This window comes from Pseudoalteromonas marina (assembly GCF_000238335.3).
Lineage (GTDB): Bacteria > Pseudomonadota > Gammaproteobacteria > Enterobacterales > Alteromonadaceae > Pseudoalteromonas > Pseudoalteromonas marina.
The window spans coordinates 503,558-522,561 of the sequence record NZ_AHCB03000012.1 but is presented as its reverse complement, the minus strand read 5'-3'; the positions used below and the strand labels follow the sequence as shown (position 1 = coordinate 522,561).

Sequence of the window (19,004 nt, the reverse complement as noted above, 5' to 3'; positions counted from 1 at the left end):
CGTTTAAAGCGCTTGTTATACGCTAAATATTCAACACTACAACTTCTACTTTACCATGTTTATCATAAGGTTGAATCTGCATCTTTATTTGCTGACTACCTATTGATTCTAATGTGCTCTCTGAGGCTTTATATTTACTGTATATAACATTAACTACATTTAACCCAAAAGCGACTTTTTTCTCTAAACGCAAAACTAACCCGAATGAAGTTGTAGCTCCTCCATTAGTTCTGTAGAGCACATAGCTATTATCGTTAACTCGTAATCTATTTATTTCCTCGAAAGAATAATCTATGCCTTCATTTTTTATGTCAGCGTAATCTGAATTTGCAAATATAAATACAATGTAGCAAGGGGCGGACAAACACAAAGAAAGAATAATACCAGCCACTTTGCTAGGTTTTGAGTCTCTGAATAAAGACCATAACAAAGCAGAAAAAGGTAAAAGAATCGATAACACCATAACGAAAAGATAATTGTTTTTAACATCCGTGAATCGAAGTTCCCACGGGAAATCGATCATATTAAGGCTAGTTATCACAATAATAATGGCTAAGATTATATTCGAAACCTGCTTCATAAACTCGAACCTTGAGTAGCGTATAACGCCCAAATAAGGGGCTGATTAACAAGTTGGCTAAAATGTGAAGCGAAGCGAAACCGAGCCAACTATTAGCAGTCCCGCTTAATTTTCTTGTTATGTACCGCATTGTAATTTAACAAAATTACCAGACTTTATGGTTGCTTGAATTGCATTTTCTCCGCCACCACCTGTAAATATAAAATTATTATCTGAGCTAGATTCAGGCATACCTAAATGAAAATACAATTCGTTTTGAGATATACCTAACTTTAACTCTTCGCAAATTGAGTTATTTCTAAAGCTTGGTTTGCAAGAACTAGTTTCAGCGCAATTTTGATAAATACAAAAGTTACCATTTGATGCCCACTTCCCTCCATTGTCTAAACACGAATCTTGGAGAAGAAAAGTCTTCGCTGGTTGCCAGACTAACGCAGTCAAAGCTATAAAGATTATCACCAATGCTAATTTAAATTTCATAGGTACATAACTTTTAAATAAGGGGCGCATACACATGGGCTATAATGCGAAGCAGCCCACGTGTATGCGTCCCAACGAACGAAGTGAGTGACTTAATATTTTTGTTAGGTGTCATCAATGCAATCCAAAAGCTAACTCGAATAGATTGAGAACACTGGGTATATCCCAAGCCCATCTACCTTGTGTAAAGAAATAGCGTGTTGCAGCCATATAAAGCAGGCCGAAAAGAACCCAAACTGCTACTTTGAATGCCATTAGCTTCTCATCAGATACAAAGCGCGTTTCTGCCCTTTTTGTGAGCTCTCCGTTCACAGCCATTGCATTCAGTATTGTTATTAAAATAATGAAGCCAGTGTATTTGGACACTACTTCTGGAGTTTTATAGTCGATTATCGCTAACCAGCATACAAAAAAAACCATCCCGAATGGGCCAACTATTTCATAATTAGTTTCTTTTTTCTCGTCGCCAAAAGACCAGTATTGCATGTTTAGTTGGTTAGTTTGAAAGTAATATATGGCTCCAATAAATCCAGCAATAAGTAATGATTGGGCCCTTTGAGTATCACTGGAAAAATCGAAAATGAATAGCATCAACACAAATGCGATGAGCAAAAATGCAAGATGAAAAAATTCTTTTATGTTAAACAGTGGCTCAGACTTCATTGGCACCTAACGCCCGCATAAGCGGCTATTAATAATGGGTTAAAATTATTGAGCGCAGCGACAATAACCCATTGTTAATTGTCCGATGCGAGCTTGCGAGCCTTAAGGCTCTTGTTATAAGCCATTTACTCAAATTTTTCCGAATCGTATTTAAAAGTTACATCAAAGCATCGTTCTGCATGCTTTGATGGATTAAATTTCCATTTCTTTAATGCACGAAGTGATTGCCTATCAAAAACTCTTCTTGGCTGAGAACGACTAATTTGGTGTTCTACAACCTTGCCTTCGCTATTCACTATTACCATAAAGTCAACGTAACCGACACCTATGAACCTTTCGGAATGTATCGGCCACTGAGGGTTTTCAGCTTCAATTAACGCAAATTTTTCACCTATGCACGAATCTACCTCATACATTTCGGTATTAACAAATGACACTAAAGTTGAGGCTAAAACTAATTCGATCATCATGGCTTATAACGCCTCATTAAGAGACAAAAAATAGTTGGTTAAAATAGCGAGGCACGAGCAAAAACCAACTGTTTTTTGTCCTGCTTTAATGACTTGTTATATTTGTATTACGCTACTCTTCTAGCTTTTCTATTTCCCAAGGTTGATTTACATCTTCTCGATATGCGTCAAAACCTAAAGGCAAAGTGGCCAACTCAGTAATTTCTGGAAATTTTTGAACGAAACAACCCATACAAATAACCATACCATCATCGGGATCATCAGTAGTGTTACACATAAATTGCCATTCACCATCATCGTAGTGAAGTACCTGCACGATAGGTTTACTTCGATCATAAACAAATTTGGTTGTGACCGCACAAGTATTTATATCGCAATCAAAAGGCCAGTCTTCATCTGAAAAAGTGTGATTATGTGCCATGCTTCCCTACAAATATAACGCCGTTTTAAACGGCGAGTAATAGCTTGCTAAAATGTGAAACGAAGTGGAACCGAGCAAGCTGTTACGAGTCCGCCTTGAAAACCCTTGTTAGGCTTACTTTTACAAAGATAAATAATATTCTGCATTAAAACTTTGCATAAAATCTAGTGCTTGTTCTTCTGTCCAGTCGTATTCACCATTCATTAGATTTTCCAGCTCTTCTTGAAATTCTTTAGTTTCCTTAAATGTTTGAAACTTTCTACCTTTATATTTTTCGAATTCAGTTGCCACCAAATCAAGGTGCTCAATAACAATTCCTTTGTTTATTCGTAAAACAATGTAATTTTCGTAGCTTGAGCCGTAACCCATATGAACATAGTTGGTCATTTCACCATGAGGTACTATTAAGGCTCCACTGTACCAAACAGCAACAATCTCTTTTTTATCTGGGAAAACATCCTCCAAAATACTTACATCAGAGTAACTGTGCTTTTTAGTTTCAGAGTGAACACTAATTGTCATATCTGTTAAAAGTAAATTTCCTGCCTCGACTTTCCAAGCTGCTAGATAACCTCTCCAATTTGCAGATGAAATGGAAGCACTTTCTGGCTTTTCCCATTTGATCTCTGCCAGATATTTTTCTAATGGATTTGTGTTTAAACGGTATTTAACATCATTAATTTCGATAGCATCGGGGATTTGAGCTGTAGCGAAACAACCAAATGAAATAACACTAATTAATATTGCACCTATAATACGAAATTTCACGCACACTCCTTGGTAAGCCTAACGCCGCAAATAAACGGCAAAAAATAGTTGGCTATAATTTGAGAGGCACGAACAAAGCCAACTGTTTTTTGTCCGTACTTTTTAATTTGCTTTGTTAGGTGCGTAAGAATCCAAATACTCACCTACTCGACCACCAAATAGCGAAGGTGATGTATTATGTATTTTACGTTTAGCATATGAGCAAGACTCTTTAACTCTGATGCTGCTCTCAGATTGCCATAATGCCGCGTCTGTATTTTTTACTATTTCTTCTAATGGCTGCTTGCTGATGATAACTGCTTTATCGATGAGCTGTTTGTTACTTAAGTACCACTCATTTATTTCTTCTTGGGTTGCGCTATCACAGTATTTTTTTAAAGATAATATGTAGCTAAAAACCTGACGAGCTCTAAATGCAGCATCTTCATATGAACAAACACCATCTCGTCTTTGCTTGCCATCTGGGACTGGTTCACAAGGTTCCACAGCAGAGACTCTAAATGAAAAAAGCAGAAGCAAAGTTAGTAATACGATCTTCATTGGCACCTAACGCTCGCCTAAGCGGCAAATTAACAATGGGTTAAACTTATTGAGCGCAGCGACAATAACCCATTGTTAATTTCCGATGCGAGCTTGCGAGCCTTAAGGCTCTTGTTATGTGCTCTTATGCACCGTGGTTTAGTCAGAAAATAGATCCATATTTGAATTCACGTAATCCATAATATTATCGTATTTGGAGTCATCCATTTTTCCTGCGACAACGTAACAATATAGGTACGATGCAACATAATTAAATTTATATCGTTTAATTGAGTCAGGGTCAAAAGAACAGTCTTGTTCAATCTGCTTGTCGTTTACATCGCACATTTCTTGGAGCAGCGAGCCATTATTCGATTTTTGTTTTTCTGAATAAAATAAAGGTGCCAATTTATATAGATTTTCTTTAGGAATCTCACCACTTTTAAGTGCTTCCATTGCTTTAGAAAGGGAATCCTCTGATTCTATAAGCCACTTTTGCATATATCACCTAAACTAATGCACATAACGCTTTGCTAAGGAGCAAAACCAACTGTTTTTTGTCCTGCTTTAACGACTTGTATGGATAATACATCCATCTTAATTACTATTTAAACCCCATTTCGGGTAATGTGAGACCCAGGCTTAAGCAGCAACTTAAGCTTTCCTTGTCGTAGTTCGATTGAGCAAAGGCTCCTCTGTTGAGAGACCGATAACAAGAACGAACACGACAAAGGACTCCAAGCACCACACTCGAATAGTCTACTGGGTCTCGAACCCGCATTATGCAAGTAAGAGTTAGCTTATTATGAATACAAAAACAAAGCAAAACATAAACGTAGGTGTTGATACCGGAAAGTACCAACTCGATATTTATATCCGTCCATTGGACATTTACTTCACTGTTCCAAATGATGATAAAGGCATTAAAGAAGCCGTCAAAACGATTAAGAAATACAAGCCTGAGCGCATCGTAATTGAAGCCACTGGTAGGCTTGAAATGCCCTTTATTTTGGCTTGCGCTAATGCCAATTTACCTTTCACAATCGCTAACCCTATTCATGTTAAACGGTTTGCGGGAGCAATAGGTCAACGAGCCAAAACCGATAAGCTTGATGCGCAATTAATTGCCCATTATAGTGAAGCGATTAAACCTAAATTATCACAGCTTAAGCCAGATACCATGCAGGCAATGAGTGATTTAGTGACTCGACGTAACCAGTTGCTTACGATGCAAACAATGGAGAAAAATCGCTTACAAATAATGCCCAAAGCACTGGCGATGACAATCAAACCAGTACTAACTTTATTTAATAATCAGATAAAAAAGATTGAAGAAAAAATCGTTAAACTCATTGAAAGCTGCCCTGAATACCAGGCTAAAAATACGATATTACAGAGTATGACTGGTATTGGAAAAATAGCTGCTGCATCAATCATCAGTAACCTACCTGAACTGGGTTACATCAACAGCAAACAAGCAAGTAGCCTGATTGGTGTTGCCCCAATGAACCGAGAAAGTGGACGATATAAAGGCCATCGAAAAATTCAGGGTGGTCGACCTCAAGTGAGAACGGTTTTATACATGGCGATGATGTCAGCGATGCAATCAAACCCAGTTTTCAAAGTAACATATCAACGTTTATTGGCAGCAGGGAAACCCAAAAAAGTAGCCATCATCGCCTGTATTAGAAAGATGATTGTGATATTAAATTCGATGCTAAGAGACGGTGTAAGGTGGGAAGCGCCAAAAGTTAATAATTAACTATTGACGCCATAGTCTCTTGTTAGCCGTTGTTAACTCTATTTACAGGGGGCATTTTAACGCCTAATTGTTCACCTATAAAATATAAAAAAGCATATTCTTCTATTGTCGTTGGCGCTACATCAGTATAGCGAGAATATCGCCCATGAGGGCCACAACACTCAATACCATTAATGACCCGTAACTGAGTTACTCTAACTTTAACATTGGTTGATTGCACTCCTGTCTGAGTAAGAATAATTTGGAATTTACCCGTGGTTTTCGCTTTTTCCCCATTTACGAGATAAAAATCCGATTTCCAAAAATTAGAACTTATATTCTTAAAATCAAATTGATATGTTTCAGAGTTAAATTTAGTAACCTTGGCAGTGTAAATTCCACTATGAAAGCTACTCGCTAAAGGAATCTTATTCTCAATTTGGTTTTGAATTGAAAATATACGCTCTAGTTTGGAAGACAAATTTTCCGCCGAATAAGGAAATGAAAATTCTGTTTTATTTTCCACCGCATTTGAATGCGTACGAATTCTATAATTAGAAGTGCAAGATGCTAAACATAGAATAAAAATAAATAAACTTACGTATTTCAACAGACTTCCTTTAGACGGCTAACGCCCTAATAACGGGCAAAAAATTGTTGGCTAAAATGTTGAGGAACGAAAACAGCCAACTGTTTTTTTGTCCTGTTAATTTGTTTGTTATGCGTACATTACTGTAAATATGCTAAGGTTAATTGTAGCAATACCACTGCACCCATTAAGTACATATTAAATAATCTAAATTTTTCGAACCGTCTTACTTTTTCATCGGCTACGGTTGAAAAAAATCCTGTTTTAAGTGATTCGCTTAAATTTGCATTTGTAACAGACCACTGAGAACCACCTAAAGAGGTATGAGATAATTTTTCCCATTCTTCTGGGTAGGTATAAGATAAATACTTACACATATCTTTGAATTTTTTTATTTGAACAAAAACAAGCATAGATAAAAAAATTAAAGGGATAAAACTTTCCATTTACCTGAAACCTCCTGTACGCATAACATGTTTATAGCGAGCTAATCGCGCGTATTTCTAACACAGCGTAGCTCGTTTTCTTATTGGTTTATTATTAACAAACTTGCCAACTAATTGCCAGTGTTATTAAAATTCACCCGCGCGCGTTTTCTTCTTAGTATAAAACGAGCGAATGGGTCGTTTTCTTGACTATGTGAGCGACAAAGCCATGACTGTACATATACACAGCGCTAATTTGACGAATTGAAAATGAAAACTCGCTCTGCGTATTTAAATTACATTGCCGACTATATGCTCACTCGACAGTATTCATTAAGAACTATTAATGCTTATTTGAGTTGGGTCCAAACTTTATTCACTTTCACAACAAACGCCACCCAAGCTCAATGGGAAATTCAGAAGTCGAAGCGTTTTTAGACCATATTCTATTAAAACGTAACATGTCAGCTAAAACACAAGCTGCTAATGGAGTTGTTAGCCTTTCTTTAAGATTATGAGCGTCTTTTTTAATCCTCTAGCGTTACATATTCGCTTTAAGACCAATATCGCTATCTATTGCTACTTTAAAAAACACATAAAAAAGCCCCGTTTGGTTTTAATCAAACGGGGCTCCACACTAATTAGTGACTTAAGAATAAAAGCGCCGATTTTGCTGGCGCTTTGCATCATTGAATTAGCTTTGTAGCTTACTGGTTAACCACACTTTTGAGTGGGTTAACTGGTTGTGCGTTGTCATCTAATATGTTCATATCAAAATCGAACTCATCAACACGAATCGCTTTTTCACGTTTCTTGTTGTAATCAATTAACTGAGCAAACTCAGCATCTGTGATTACGTTTGCAGCAAGTGCGTTTTCAAGCGTAATGCTAAAACGAGCACCTGCCTTGATGGTTCTTGCACGTAATGCTTTTTTAACTTTTGCAAGTTCAGCTAGTGATGCAATTTTAGCTTTATAAGCTTGCTCATTAATATGATGACCGTCGCCTTCAATAGGCTTAACTAAATGCGTTATTTGCGCTTTAAATGCTGTATCAAGCTGTGCTTGTTCAGCTAATTCGCGGATTAAATCATCGCTGATTTTTGGCATTTTAGTTGAGTAGTTCATTGTAATAAAACGAATAAACTTACGAGTACCACTTGCAGGGAAGTTATCTAAGAACTTGTGCAATGCTTCTTCTGCGCTTTGTAGTGCAAAACGAGTTGCATAATGGAAGTAAGGTGCTGCTTGCTCGCGCTCGCTGCTCGCTACTTTTTGCTCGTAGTATTTAATTGATGCCATAGCTGCGTACAAGAAGCTCATTACATCGCCTAAACGTGCTGATAGCATTTCAGCTTGCTTTAATTTACCGCCAAGTACTAACAACGAGAAGTCAGCGTATACTGCAAGTTTTGCAGATAGTTTGTGTACTGCTTTTTCGTAGTCACGTACTTCTGGTAATGCTGAGCTTGCGCCAGCTGTAAATGGTAGTAAACCTAAACGGAATGCACGTAAGCTGTTTGCTGTACTGTAACCAATTGTTTTACGTAAAATACCGTTAAATTCTGCATCAGCGCCTTTGTCGTCGCTGTGGATTGATTCAACCATAGATTGTAAGTATGGGTGACAACGCATAACACCTTGACCAAATATCATCAGGTTACGAGTAAGGATGTTTGCGCCTTCTACAGTAATTGCAATAGGTTGTGCAACGTAGCCACTTGCTAGTGTATTTTGTGGACCGTTTTGAATCGCTTTACCGGCTTGAATATCCATCGCCGAGTCTAATACGTCGCGGCCAAGTTCAGTCATGTGGTATTTAGCAATTGCCGTTACTACCGACGGTTTTAAGCCCATGCCTAAACCTTCAGTTGTAAGTACACGCATTGCTTCTTGAAGGTATGTTTTACCCGCAATGTCAGCAAGCTTTTCTTGAATACCTTCAAACTGACCGATTGATAGACCAAACTGCTCTCGTACTGCTGCGTATTCAGATGCAGATTTAAGTGCAACTTGCGCTGTACTTACACCTAGCGCGGGTAGTGAAATACCACGGCCAGCACCTAAACAGCTAACAAGCATTTGCCAACCACGGCCGATGTTTTTCTGACCACCAATAACAAAATCCATTGGTACAAATACTTTGTTACCACGTGTAGTACCGTTGTAAAAACGAATACCCATTGGATCGTGGCGATTGCCAAGTTCTACACCTGGGTGCTCTTTTGGAATTAAGGCACACGTGATACCTAGGTTTTCTTTACCACCTAGTAAACCGTCTGGGTCAACTACTTTAAATGCTAAACCAAGAACAGTTGCGATTGGTGCAAGTGTGATATAACGCTTGTCCCATGTAATTTCTAGGCCAAGAACTTCTTCGCCGTTGTGCATGCCTTTGGTTACTTTACCAACGTCTGGAATGCCGCCTGCATCAGAACCCGCTTCAGGGCTTGTTAGGGCAAAACATGGGATGTCTGTGCCGTTTGCTAAGCGTGGTAAGTAATGCGCTTGTTGCTCTTGCGTACCGAAGTGAAGAAGTAGCTCACCCGGACCTAATGAGTTAGGTACCATTACTGTTACTGCTACTGCAGAACTTTTAGTTGCAATTGTGCCAACAATTGTTGAGTTTGCGTAAGGGCTAAACTCTAAACCGCCAAATGACTTAGGAATGATAAGCGAGAAGAAACGTTCTTTTTTCAAAAACTCTAAAATGTCATTCGGTAAGTGAATGCCATTTTGAATTACTGAATCGTCAATCATGCCTAGTAGCTCTTGTACAGGGCCGTCAAGGAATGCTTGTTCGTCAGCTGTTAATGTAGCTGCTGGTACATCGCGTAATGCACTGAAATCAGGCTTACCTTGATAGATAGAACCTTCAAGCCAAACATCACCCGCGTCTAGCGCTTCTTGCTCAGTGATAGAAATACTTGGTAAAACTTTTTTTAACTTTGTACGTAAACTCATGATTGAACTCATCCGACCAGATAAATAATACCTACATTACGTCATAAAAATCGCTTTAGATCAATTACTCTATTCAATTAATTAACAGTTTTTTCAATTTATTTTCTTTACTCGAACGTAAACTGTTGAAACACAAAGGCTTACACCTGTACGCTGAAAATGATAAATTTTTTAAGATTGATGGATAAAACGCCGTGCAAAGGCACCCAATAGCAAATAATCTGTAAAGTGGGTAATAAATTAGGGGTGTTTTTTTAAATACAGACTGTTTTAATTTTTAAATTTAAGCCTGATTTATTGTATTGAACAGGGTAAGTTGACACGTTAAATACGTGATTTATGGCCACTCAAGTTTTTTAAAATGCTTTTGCTTATTAGTGTAAATGTATAAAAAATAATAAGTGAATGACACCTAAAAAAGCATAAAAAAACGCAGCTTAAACAGGCTGCGTTTTGTATTAATCAGAGTTTTTTAACAGCCTATTTTTACGACATGCTTGCCTGTAAAACCACCCGCGAGCTGCGTGTTTAAGGCATTAGATACCGCGTTTGCGTTAAACTCAACAGGCGTTAAGGTCGGTGCTTTAATATCACCATTAGTGGCGCCTTCGAGTAATAAATTACCCATAAAGCTCAAGCGTTGCTGCGCACATAAACTATTAGCGAGCCATGCACCACCAAGCGACACAACACTGATATTTGGCGCGCGCCGGTACATTAGATCTTGTTCAAAACAAGGTAATGGATTTAAACACGCTATTTTTCCGCAAAAACGCATGAGTTCGATATTACGCGCTGTCGACTCACCACCCACGGTATCGATTACTGCATCGAACCCTTGCGGCCCTAGCTCTCTACGAATTTTTTCACACAACTTTTTATCGTTGTAGTCAAACACAACATCCGCGCCAAGCTGTTTAACGAGTTTATGGTTTTTCTTAGAGGCTGTTGCAAATACATCAGCGCCACGCTGTTTAGCGTACTGAATAGCAAACTGCCCCACAGCACCTGCTCCACCTTCAATAAAAACAGTTTGACCTTCGGTGATACTAATTTTATCTAAGCTAATTAGTGCTGCCATTCCGGCGCAAGGCAGCACAGCAGCAACCGCTGGGTTTAACTCTTGCGGTACAATAGACACTGCAAAATTAGGCACTTTTGTGTATTCACTCAGTACCCCTTGCCCACCTACGTTGGCGTGCCACATGACTCGCTCGCCAACATTAGGAAAAATCCCTTTACTTGCTTTTACTACAACACCTACCGCATCAAGCCCCAAAATATGAGGGTACTGCCACTGACAAAAACCTGATTTTGCAAAATGCCCATCAACGGGATTTAAACCAACATATTCTACTTTTATCAGTAGCTCGTTATCTGAACACTCAGGAACAGGTAACTCAATGTCAGCTAAGTTTATTTGATCATTCGGTTTTTCCAATACAATGGCACGCATTGTGTGCGGTATAGTATTTTGCGTTAAAATATCAGTATCAGACATCGTTAAACTCTACTTATTTGTGTTACTTAGTGCATAGCTCCATTGCCCATTAAATGATTGGTACGCATTGACCTTAGCAAGTAACGATAAAATGGTTGTTTCAACTGCATTTTCTTGTGCTATTAAAACATCCTGCCGCGCATCTAACAACTCTAGATAAGGGATTTGGCCTTCTTCATACATGGCTTCTGCTTGTAAAAAGGCTTTATTAGCAAAGTCATAACGTTCATCTGCAAAACGTTTTTGCTGTGCCTGATTAACTAACCCCTGCAACGAAAGCTCACTTTCACTAAGTGCTTTAAGCACCACATTTTGATAATCGCTGTAAGCGGCTTCACTTAAAAACTGTTGTGCGTCTCGTTGTGCTAAAAGAGCAGGATAGCTTAAGATTGACCATTGCAACTTAGGCGCAATTTGCCATTGCTGCTGTGTATCGCTAAAGCCATTACTACCTAGACTTAACACATCTGCAAAGCCACTTAGGCTTACATCAGGTAGTAAAGCTTTACTGGCTGCCACACTTAAACTATTGGCTTGGCTAAAGTCATAAATTGCACGGCTAATATCTGGCCTCAGTGCAATAGCGGCATTTGGCTTACTAAGTGTTACGTCAAATTTATTGCGTAACACACTCAGTTCATTTGTTAATTCAATATTTTGAGTTAAACGCCCTGTAAGAACAGCAAGCGTTGATAAATCACTGTACTTTGCAAACTCAATGGCAGGAATTAACGCTTGTTGCTGGCGTAATTGCGCTAGGGTGCGGTTTAAATCAAGCTCACTTGCAACGCCTTCATCAACACGCGCTTGTAACACATCAATACTTTGCTCAAGCGCTTGTATTTGTAAGCTAATAATACGCTGTTTTTCAGCATTGCCTTGATAGCTAACAAACCCTTTAACAACCGCTGAAACAACTTCAATTTGGAGTAAACGAACTTGCTCTGCTTGGCTCATAGCCGATGCATTTGCGGCATCAACTAAAGCAGTCACTCGGCCAAATAAATCAAGCTGCCAATTAAGTGCAAAATTAGCACTTGATTGGCGTGAGTTTGTATCTCCTAAGCCGCTTCTTTGAGCGCCTACCTCAACACCACCTTGCGGTAAATATTGTGCTTTTTGCTCGCCCAGCCTAGCTAATGCACTTTTTAGTACAAGCTGACTTGTTTTTAGGTCGTAGTTTTTAGCGAGTGCATCTGATACTAATTGGTTTAGCTGCTCAGACTTAAGCGCGTGCCACCAGTTAGTTTCATCTGCACCACTTAGTTGGTCAGCAACTGCAGCACTGGCAACAAATTCGTTAATTGTTTTTTGCTCGTCAAGCACGTCAACCTTACTTGCACAGCCAGATATGAGCGTGACCATTAATACAGAAGCTACGGTTAACTGTGTTTTAAACCGCTTTGCTATTTTATTAGTCATTTGATAACTCCTGTGTGTTACCTTTTTTCTTTACAACAAGCATGTAAAACACCGGGGTAAACAATAAACCAAACACGGTTACACCAATCATTCCAGAGAACACGGCATTACCCATTGCATGGCGCATTTCAGCCCCTGCACCCGTTGCTAGTACGAGGGGTATAACACCCGCTGTAAACGCGATTGATGTCATAAGTATTGGGCGTAAACGCATACGACATGCCGCTAATATTGCATCAATATGCGATAAGCCTGTATCGTTTTTATCTTTTGCAAATTCAACCATTAATATCGCATTTTTAGAGGCCAAGGCCACCAGCACAATAAGCGCTATTTGCGTAAATATATTGTTGTCTGAACCTACAAACCAAACACCAAGTAATGCTGAAAATATCGTCATTGGAACAATTAAAATAATTGCCAATGGTAAGCGCAAGCTTTCATATTGTGCAGCCAATACCATAAACACCAGTAACACAACTAATGGGAACACATACACCATAGTGTTGCCTGCTAATACTTGTTGGTACGTTACTTCAGTCCATTCGTACTCAATACCACTGGGTAAGTTGTCGGCCAAAATAGCCTCAATTGCCAGTTGAGCTTGGTCAGAACTAAAACCAGGTGCAGGACTGCCGTTAAGCTCTGCGCTTGGGTAACCGTTGTAGTGCATTACACGGTCTGGGCCAATTGTTGGCGTAACCGTTAGGATTGAGCCTAATGGCACCATGTTACCTTCACGGTTTCTTACTTTGAGGTTAAGAATTTGATCAGGGTCTAGGCGATAATCAGCATCAGCTTGCGCATTTACTTGGTACGTTCGGCCAAACATATTAAAATCGTTTACATACACAGAACCCAAGTATATTTGTAAAGCATTAAATACTTCGTCAAGCGGTATGCCTTGAATTAACGCTTGTTCACGATCAATATCAATATCCATTTGTGGAACTTGAATTCTAAAGCTTGAGTAAAGCCCCATTAATGCTGGATCTTGTTGCGCTTTACCAATCACTGTTTGTAGGCTGTTAAATAATGCTTCAAAGCCTTTGTTTGCTCTGTCCTCAATTTGAAGTTTAAAGCCACCTGTAGTACCTAAGCCTTGAATTGGCGGCGGTGGAAATACTGCGACAAACGCTTCGTCAATTGCTGCAAATCGTTGATTTAACTGCGCGGCTATAGCCATGGCCGATTTACTCGGATCGGTTCTATCTTCAAATGCATCTAACGGAGTAAACACAATCCCGCTGTTAGGGCTGTTAGTAAAGCCATTTACTGATAAACCTGGAAACGCAACCGTATTAGCTACACCTGGTACTTCAAGTGCAATTTGTTGCATTTGTCTAAGTACATCCTCAGTACGGTCAAGGCTTGCTGCATCAGGTAGTTGTGCAATGGCAACTAAGTACTGTTTGTCTTGTTGTGGAATAAACCCACCAGGTACTGCATCAAACAGCTTAATGGTTCCACCTACTAGGGCAACATAACCGATCATTACAATAAAGCTCATACGAATTAGTTTTTTAACTAATTTTTCGTAGCCTTTGGCGCCTCGGTCAAATACACGGTTAAAAGGTTTAAATAACCAGCGGCCAAATAGTTTATTTAACAAACGTGTGAATGCATCTGGCTTAGTATCGTGAGACTTTAACAACAGTGCCGCTAATGCTGGCGACAGCGTTAACGAGTTAATTGCTGAAATCACCGTTGAAATAGTAATTGTTAAGGCAAATTGCTTATAAAATTGCCCTGACAGTCCGGTAATAAATGCCGTAGGAATAAACACAGCACACAATACGAGTGCAATGGCAATAATTGGCCCTGTTACTTCGCTCATAGCAACACGTGTTGCCTCAAGCGGCGATAACCCTTGTTCAATGTTACGCTCAACATTTTCAACTACAACTATGGCGTCATCCACCACAATACCAATGGCAAGTACTAAACCAAACAGCGACAAGGTGTTAATAGATACGCCTAACCACTGCATTACCGCAAACGTACCAATGAGTGAAATAGGCACCGCAATAAGTGGAATAATAGATGCACGCCATGTTTGTAAAAACACAATGACAACAATCACTACTAGTACAATAGCTTCAAGCAACGTGGCAATTACAGCATCAATAGAGCCACGAACAAATACAGTAGGATCATAAACTATGTCGTATTCTACACCTTCAGGAAAGTCTTTTGATAAACGCGCCATGGTTTCGCGTACTTGGTCCGAAAGCTCAATTGCATTAGACCCTGGGCGTTGAAATATAGGCATTGCAAGTGCAGGTTGTGAGTCAAGCTCAGCACGCAAAGAATAGCTGTCTTGGCCAAGCTCTACGCGGGCAATATCAGTAAGGCGTGTTATTTGGCCTTCATCGCCCACTTTAATAATTACTTGTTCAAACTCTTCAATACTGTTTAAACGCCCTTTTACATTTAACAGTACTTGAAATTGACTGTCGTTAGAAACCGGCTGTGCACCCAAGCTACCTGCTGCTACTTGTTGGTTTTGTGAACGAAGTGCTGTTATTACATCTGTTGCGGTTAGCTCGCGTGCTGCTAGCGCATCGGGGTTTAACCATACACGCATGGCATATTTACCTGCGCCAAATAAACGCAAGTCACCCACACCCGGTAAGCGTGCTATTTCGTCTTTAATATAGAGGTCGGCATAGTTAGACAAATACGCGGTATCGTGCGATTTTTCTGGTGAGTACAAGTGCACCACCATGGTTAAATCGGGCGATGATTTTTCAGCCACCACACCTAAACGTTGCACCTCTTCAGGTAAACGTGGCAAGGCGCTGTTTACACGGTTTTGTACTTGTACTTGGGCGCGGTCTAAATCAGTACCTAGTGCAAATGTAACCGTCAGCGTCATACGACCATCACTGGTTGCTTGCGAAAACATATACAGCATGTTTTCTGTACCATTAATTTCTTGCTCTAACGGCGTTGCTACCGTTTGCGCTATTACCGTTGGGTTAGCTCCTGGGTAGCTTGCTGTTACAACCACGGTAGGAGGCACGACTTCTGGGTATTCACTTACCGGCAGTTGGAATAACGAAATACCACCGGCAATTAATATAACCAAAGACAGCATGGCCGCAAAAATGGGTCGCTGTATAAAAAAGTGTGAAAATTTCATCTAAAAAACCTTATTGCTTTGCGACTAAGCTTGAATCGTCATTGTTCATGGTGAACGCAACATCACTGCTATCAATGGTTACTTTGTTCGGTGCCACAGGCATACCTGGTCCAACACGAGCAGGGCCATTTACGGCTATTACATCGCCCTCTGAAAGACCTGAGGTGATGGCACGAAGAGAGCCATAACGCTCACCCACTGTGACTAATTTGTACTGCAGCACATTGTTTTCACCCACTGTCAAAACAAAGCGGTTTTTTAAATCAGTCCCTATTGCTCTGTCTGGCACAATTATTTGCTCTGTGACTGAATTAGCAGCAAGCTTAATACGCGCAAACGACCCTGCACGTAATTGGCTGTTATCCTGATCAAATACAGCACGCACACGCAGCGTACCTGTTGATGAGTTAATTTGATTATCAATAAAGTTAATGTACCCTTTGTAAGCAAAATCGCGCTCGCCTACTTTTTGCATTACAACGGCTTGGCGGCTTTTTGAGGTCACGTTACTAAAATCGCTATTCCAAGTGCGTTCGTCCACATCAAAATAGGCGTACATTTTTTCGTTAGAAACAATGCTGGTAAGCACGCTTTGCCCTGCAATGATGTTGTTACCTTTCGTGATATTGGCACGCGAGATCACACCGTCGATAGGTGACACAATGGCTGTAAATTCTAAATCAAGTTCAGCTGATGTTAGCTGTGCTTGTAATGCAGCAAGTTGTGCTTCGCGTTGGCGTAATACAGAGGTACGTGACTCTGCTTGCTCAGTTGAAATTGCTTTACGTTCAGTTAAACGTTCAGCGCGTTTAGCTTCGCTTTTTGCTTGCTCAAGCGCAGCTTGTGCACTGTTAACTTGGGCTTTTAAACTAGCAACAACCGCCGCAAACGGACGGTCATCAAGCTTAAATAATACATCGCCTTTTTTAACAAGGTCGCCTTCATTAAACGTAATTTGTTCTATAACACCAGATACTCGTGGCATAAGTGCAACTTCTTGCGGTGACTCTAAGCGAGTTGTGTAGGTGTGCCAGCTTTGTACTGGTTTAACAAGTACGTTAGCAACATCTATAGGTTGAAGAAATTGTGCTTGAGCCGAAGGCGGTGTGCTTTCATCAGCACAACCAGCAAGTGTTAAAAATGCGCCTGCAAATGCAGCAGCGATAAGGTGTTTTTTCATGAAGACGCTCCTTTAATTGATTAAGAACGCATACTACGGGTTATACCTGCGGACAAAAACCATAGATTTTTAAATTCATTAATGCCAAAATGGCATCAATAGTATTGTTTTGGTGGTTATATGGATACGACAAGTCGGCTTTTAATGTTGCTTGAAGTGGTTGAGCAAGGCTCTTTTGCTAAAGCTGCCGAGTTACGTAATATCGATCGCTCTGTGATCTCTAAACAAATTAGTCGTTTAGAAGATGAGCTAGGGGTTAGATTGCTAAACCGCACTACTCGCTCATTTTCACTCACTGCCGCTGGTGCAGAAATGATAAAAAAAGCCGGTGAGCTCAGAGAGCTGCTTGGCGAAACCGTGCGCATGGCCGAAAACTACCACTTGGAGCCTCGTGGCGTCCTCAAAATTACTTCATCAACACTCATCGGTAGGCGCTACTTACAACCTGTACTCAATGACTTTCAAAAGCGCTTTCCTCAGGTTGAAGTTGAATTAAGGCTTGATGACAGATTAGTAGATATTGTATCTGAAGGGTTCGATTTAGCATTTCGTATTGGGGAGCCAAAAGATTCATCACTCATTGCAAGAAAAATTGCACGTAATCGCTTATTAATTGTTGCCGCCCCCGAGTTTATCAGCACGTATGGTATGCCATCCTCCATGGAAGAACTAGCAGATTTGCCTGCGGCAAGTTATGCGAGCAACTCGATGAGAGTTGAAACAGTTGACTATTACAACAGCTCGGGTGAGCCATGTGAGCAAAAGATAAAAAGTGTGTATCGCGCCAACGATGCTGAAGCACTGCTAATGAAGGCCATATCTGGCACCGCTTATTTTGTAGCACCGGCATTTATAATCGGTGACGAAATTACTGAGGGTAAATTAATTCCTATATTAACGGATGTAAAGTTAATGGATTACAGTGCTATGTATGCTGTTTATCCGCACAGAGATTTACCTGTACGTACACGGTTATTTTTTGATGCAGTGCGCGAATATTTAGGAAAAGATAAACCAATTTGGGAACGCGGCATCCCAAACTTTGAAAAAATGTATTAAGCAGGTACTTCTATTTGCTTTAATTGCTCTTTTGAACTTGCATATACTTTATTTCGACCTAAGCGTTTTGCTTTGTAAAGCTGTTTATCAGCTGCAATGAAAATAGATTCAAGCGAGGGGTTAGCTTGATAGTCAGCTACACCAATACTGATAGTAAGTTTAATTGCATGCCCCTCAATATTAAACGGTGTTTTTTCAACAGTTTCTCTTAACTTTTCAGCTGCAAATAAGGCTTCGTCTTTGCTATTAAAAGAATGAATAACGGCAAACTCCTCACCGCCAACCCTAAACACGTACCCCTTTGCTAAGGTTATTCTTAAAAGCGTTGCAATTTCAGTAAGTACTTTATCGCCTACATCATGGCCAAATTTGTCATTTATTTGTTTGAAGTAATCTAAGTCGAGTAAAAATAAATAGGTATTTGTTTTATCAACCAGCTCTACTTCAAAATAGTGGTTCATTGATAACCGGTTACCTGCGCCAGTTAATGGATCAAGTAGTGCTAGGTTTTTTAAACGTTTAGATGAAAGCGCGCGGCTTCCCTCAAAAATATGCGAAACAGTCCAAATACTGACATAGGCCAATAGTAAGTTAATCGCCATATTTAAATTTACTATAGGATCAGGCGAAGATTTACTTAATAAAATCAGTGATTGAATAAAGAGGACAGTACCTGAGAAGAAAATTCCGTATCGCTTTCCCATTAATAAGTAACACAATACAGGCAAAGCGAATGACCATACAAATAAGCCATATTTAGGTTCTGATATATAATTGGCGTACAAAACTATAATACAAACCAATACACACATTACAACAGACTGCCAAAACCGCAATGCATGCTTACTTAAATGATGAATGGTATACAAGCAATAAATTGAAAAACAGAGCTCTAAAAAGCCGAGCAAATAGACACCACTGAATACGTTTAATGCGCTAAAAAATAATGACACAGAACCAAAAAACAAACACATCCATACAAGAACGTGCTTTCTTAATGCTTTAGTACTATTTAGAGCGGTGATATCCATTCAATTAACTCAATAACGTCGAACTAAGGGATTATTCTACCCTGTAA

At 39.7% G+C, this 19,004-nt stretch carries 19 protein-coding genes; 3 read left to right on the top strand and 16 right to left on the bottom strand.

Going from position 1 to position 19,004, the window contains the following annotated elements:
• Window positions 1-22: 22 nt before the first annotated feature.
• From PMAN_RS18195 to PMAN_RS18160, 8 genes are all read right to left on the bottom strand, one after another.
• Window positions 23-580, bottom strand: coding sequence for a hypothetical protein (locus PMAN_RS18195; RefSeq protein ID WP_010556285.1), 558 nt, complete (start codon window positions 578-580; stop codon window positions 23-25).
• A 117-nt stretch (window positions 581-697) separates the two neighbouring features.
• Entirely contained in the window at window positions 698-1,060 is a 363-nt protein-coding gene (locus PMAN_RS18190) for a hypothetical protein (protein ID WP_010556286.1), read from the bottom strand.
• Between the two features lie 114 nt (window positions 1,061-1,174).
• Window positions 1,175-1,723 (bottom strand): hypothetical protein, encoded by a 549-nt coding sequence (locus PMAN_RS18185; RefSeq protein ID WP_010556287.1) that lies wholly within the window; start codon window positions 1,721-1,723, stop codon window positions 1,175-1,177.
• 125 nt (window positions 1,724-1,848) lie between these two features.
• Window positions 1,849-2,193: an energy transducer TonB gene (locus tag PMAN_RS18180; protein ID WP_010556288.1), complete on the bottom strand. Its 345-nt coding sequence runs from the start codon at window positions 2,191-2,193 to the stop codon at window positions 1,849-1,851.
• A 112-nt stretch (window positions 2,194-2,305) separates the two neighbouring features.
• Window positions 2,306-2,614 carry a hypothetical protein gene (locus tag PMAN_RS18175; protein WP_010556289.1) on the bottom strand — a complete coding sequence of 103 codons (309 nt, stop codon included), beginning with the start codon at window positions 2,612-2,614 and terminating at the stop codon, window positions 2,306-2,308.
• A gap of 120 nt (window positions 2,615-2,734) precedes the next feature.
• Complete coding sequence (locus PMAN_RS18170; protein ID WP_010556290.1) at window positions 2,735-3,382, bottom strand: hypothetical protein; 648 nt, start codon at window positions 3,380-3,382, stop codon at window positions 2,735-2,737.
• Window positions 3,383-3,484: 102 nt separating this feature from the next.
• Complete coding sequence (locus PMAN_RS18165; RefSeq protein ID WP_198434417.1) at window positions 3,485-3,922, bottom strand: hypothetical protein; 438 nt, start codon at window positions 3,920-3,922, stop codon at window positions 3,485-3,487.
• 138 nt (window positions 3,923-4,060) lie between these two features.
• Window positions 4,061-4,402, bottom strand: coding sequence for a hypothetical protein (locus tag PMAN_RS18160; protein WP_010556704.1), 342 nt, complete (start codon window positions 4,400-4,402; stop codon window positions 4,061-4,063).
• Window positions 4,403-4,706: 304 nt separating this feature from the next.
• Between PMAN_RS18160 and PMAN_RS18155 the strand changes: the two genes are divergently transcribed.
• Window positions 4,707-5,663, top strand: coding sequence for an IS110 family RNA-guided transposase (locus PMAN_RS18155; RefSeq protein WP_010556705.1), 957 nt, complete (start codon window positions 4,707-4,709; stop codon window positions 5,661-5,663).
• Window positions 5,664-5,685: 22 nt separating this feature from the next.
• Here the strand turns inward: PMAN_RS18155 and PMAN_RS18150 are convergent, their stop codons facing one another.
• Complete coding sequence (locus PMAN_RS18150; protein WP_198434416.1) at window positions 5,686-6,252, bottom strand: hypothetical protein; 567 nt, start codon at window positions 6,250-6,252, stop codon at window positions 5,686-5,688.
• Window positions 6,253-6,371: 119 nt separating this feature from the next.
• Complete coding sequence (locus PMAN_RS18145; RefSeq protein WP_010556707.1) at window positions 6,372-6,677, bottom strand: hypothetical protein; 306 nt, start codon at window positions 6,675-6,677, stop codon at window positions 6,372-6,374.
• A 386-nt stretch (window positions 6,678-7,063) separates the two neighbouring features.
• Between PMAN_RS18145 and PMAN_RS19260 the strand changes: the two genes are divergently transcribed.
• Window positions 7,064-7,174: a hypothetical protein gene (locus tag PMAN_RS19260; protein ID WP_010556708.1), complete on the top strand. Its 111-nt coding sequence runs from the start codon at window positions 7,064-7,066 to the stop codon at window positions 7,172-7,174.
• Between the two features lie 189 nt (window positions 7,175-7,363).
• Here the strand turns inward: PMAN_RS19260 and PMAN_RS18135 are convergent, their stop codons facing one another.
• From PMAN_RS18135 to PMAN_RS18115, 5 genes are all read right to left on the bottom strand, one after another.
• Window positions 7,364-9,619: an acyl-CoA dehydrogenase gene (locus tag PMAN_RS18135; RefSeq protein ID WP_010556709.1), complete on the bottom strand. Its 2,256-nt coding sequence runs from the start codon at window positions 9,617-9,619 to the stop codon at window positions 7,364-7,366.
• 472 nt (window positions 9,620-10,091) lie between these two features.
• Window positions 10,092-11,120, bottom strand: a complete 1,029-nt coding sequence (locus PMAN_RS18130; RefSeq protein ID WP_010556710.1) for a zinc-binding dehydrogenase — start codon at window positions 11,118-11,120, stop codon at window positions 10,092-10,094.
• A 9-nt stretch (window positions 11,121-11,129) separates the two neighbouring features.
• On the bottom strand, window positions 11,130-12,542 hold the full coding sequence (locus PMAN_RS18125; protein ID WP_010556711.1) for a TolC family protein: 1,413 nt from the start codon (window positions 12,540-12,542) through the stop codon (window positions 11,130-11,132).
• Entirely contained in the window at window positions 12,535-15,687 is a 3,153-nt protein-coding gene (locus PMAN_RS18120) for an efflux RND transporter permease subunit (RefSeq protein ID WP_008127493.1), read from the bottom strand. Before PMAN_RS18120 ends, PMAN_RS18125 begins: the two co-directional genes overlap by 8 nt.
• Before the next feature lie 10 nt (window positions 15,688-15,697).
• Window positions 15,698-16,867 carry an efflux RND transporter periplasmic adaptor subunit gene (locus PMAN_RS18115; protein ID WP_006791714.1) on the bottom strand — a complete coding sequence of 390 codons (1,170 nt, stop codon included), beginning with the start codon at window positions 16,865-16,867 and terminating at the stop codon, window positions 15,698-15,700.
• A 120-nt stretch (window positions 16,868-16,987) separates the two neighbouring features.
• Between PMAN_RS18115 and PMAN_RS18110 the strand changes: the two genes are divergently transcribed.
• Window positions 16,988-17,926 carry a LysR family transcriptional regulator gene (locus tag PMAN_RS18110; protein WP_033025041.1) on the top strand — a complete coding sequence of 313 codons (939 nt, stop codon included), beginning with the start codon at window positions 16,988-16,990 and terminating at the stop codon, window positions 17,924-17,926.
• Here PMAN_RS18110 and PMAN_RS18105 read toward each other — a convergent pair.
• Entirely contained in the window at window positions 17,923-18,957 is a 1,035-nt protein-coding gene (locus PMAN_RS18105; protein WP_021032407.1) for a GGDEF domain-containing protein, read from the bottom strand. The two genes, PMAN_RS18110 and PMAN_RS18105, sit on opposite strands and share 4 nt — an antisense overlap.
• Window positions 18,958-19,004 lie beyond the last annotated feature (47 nt).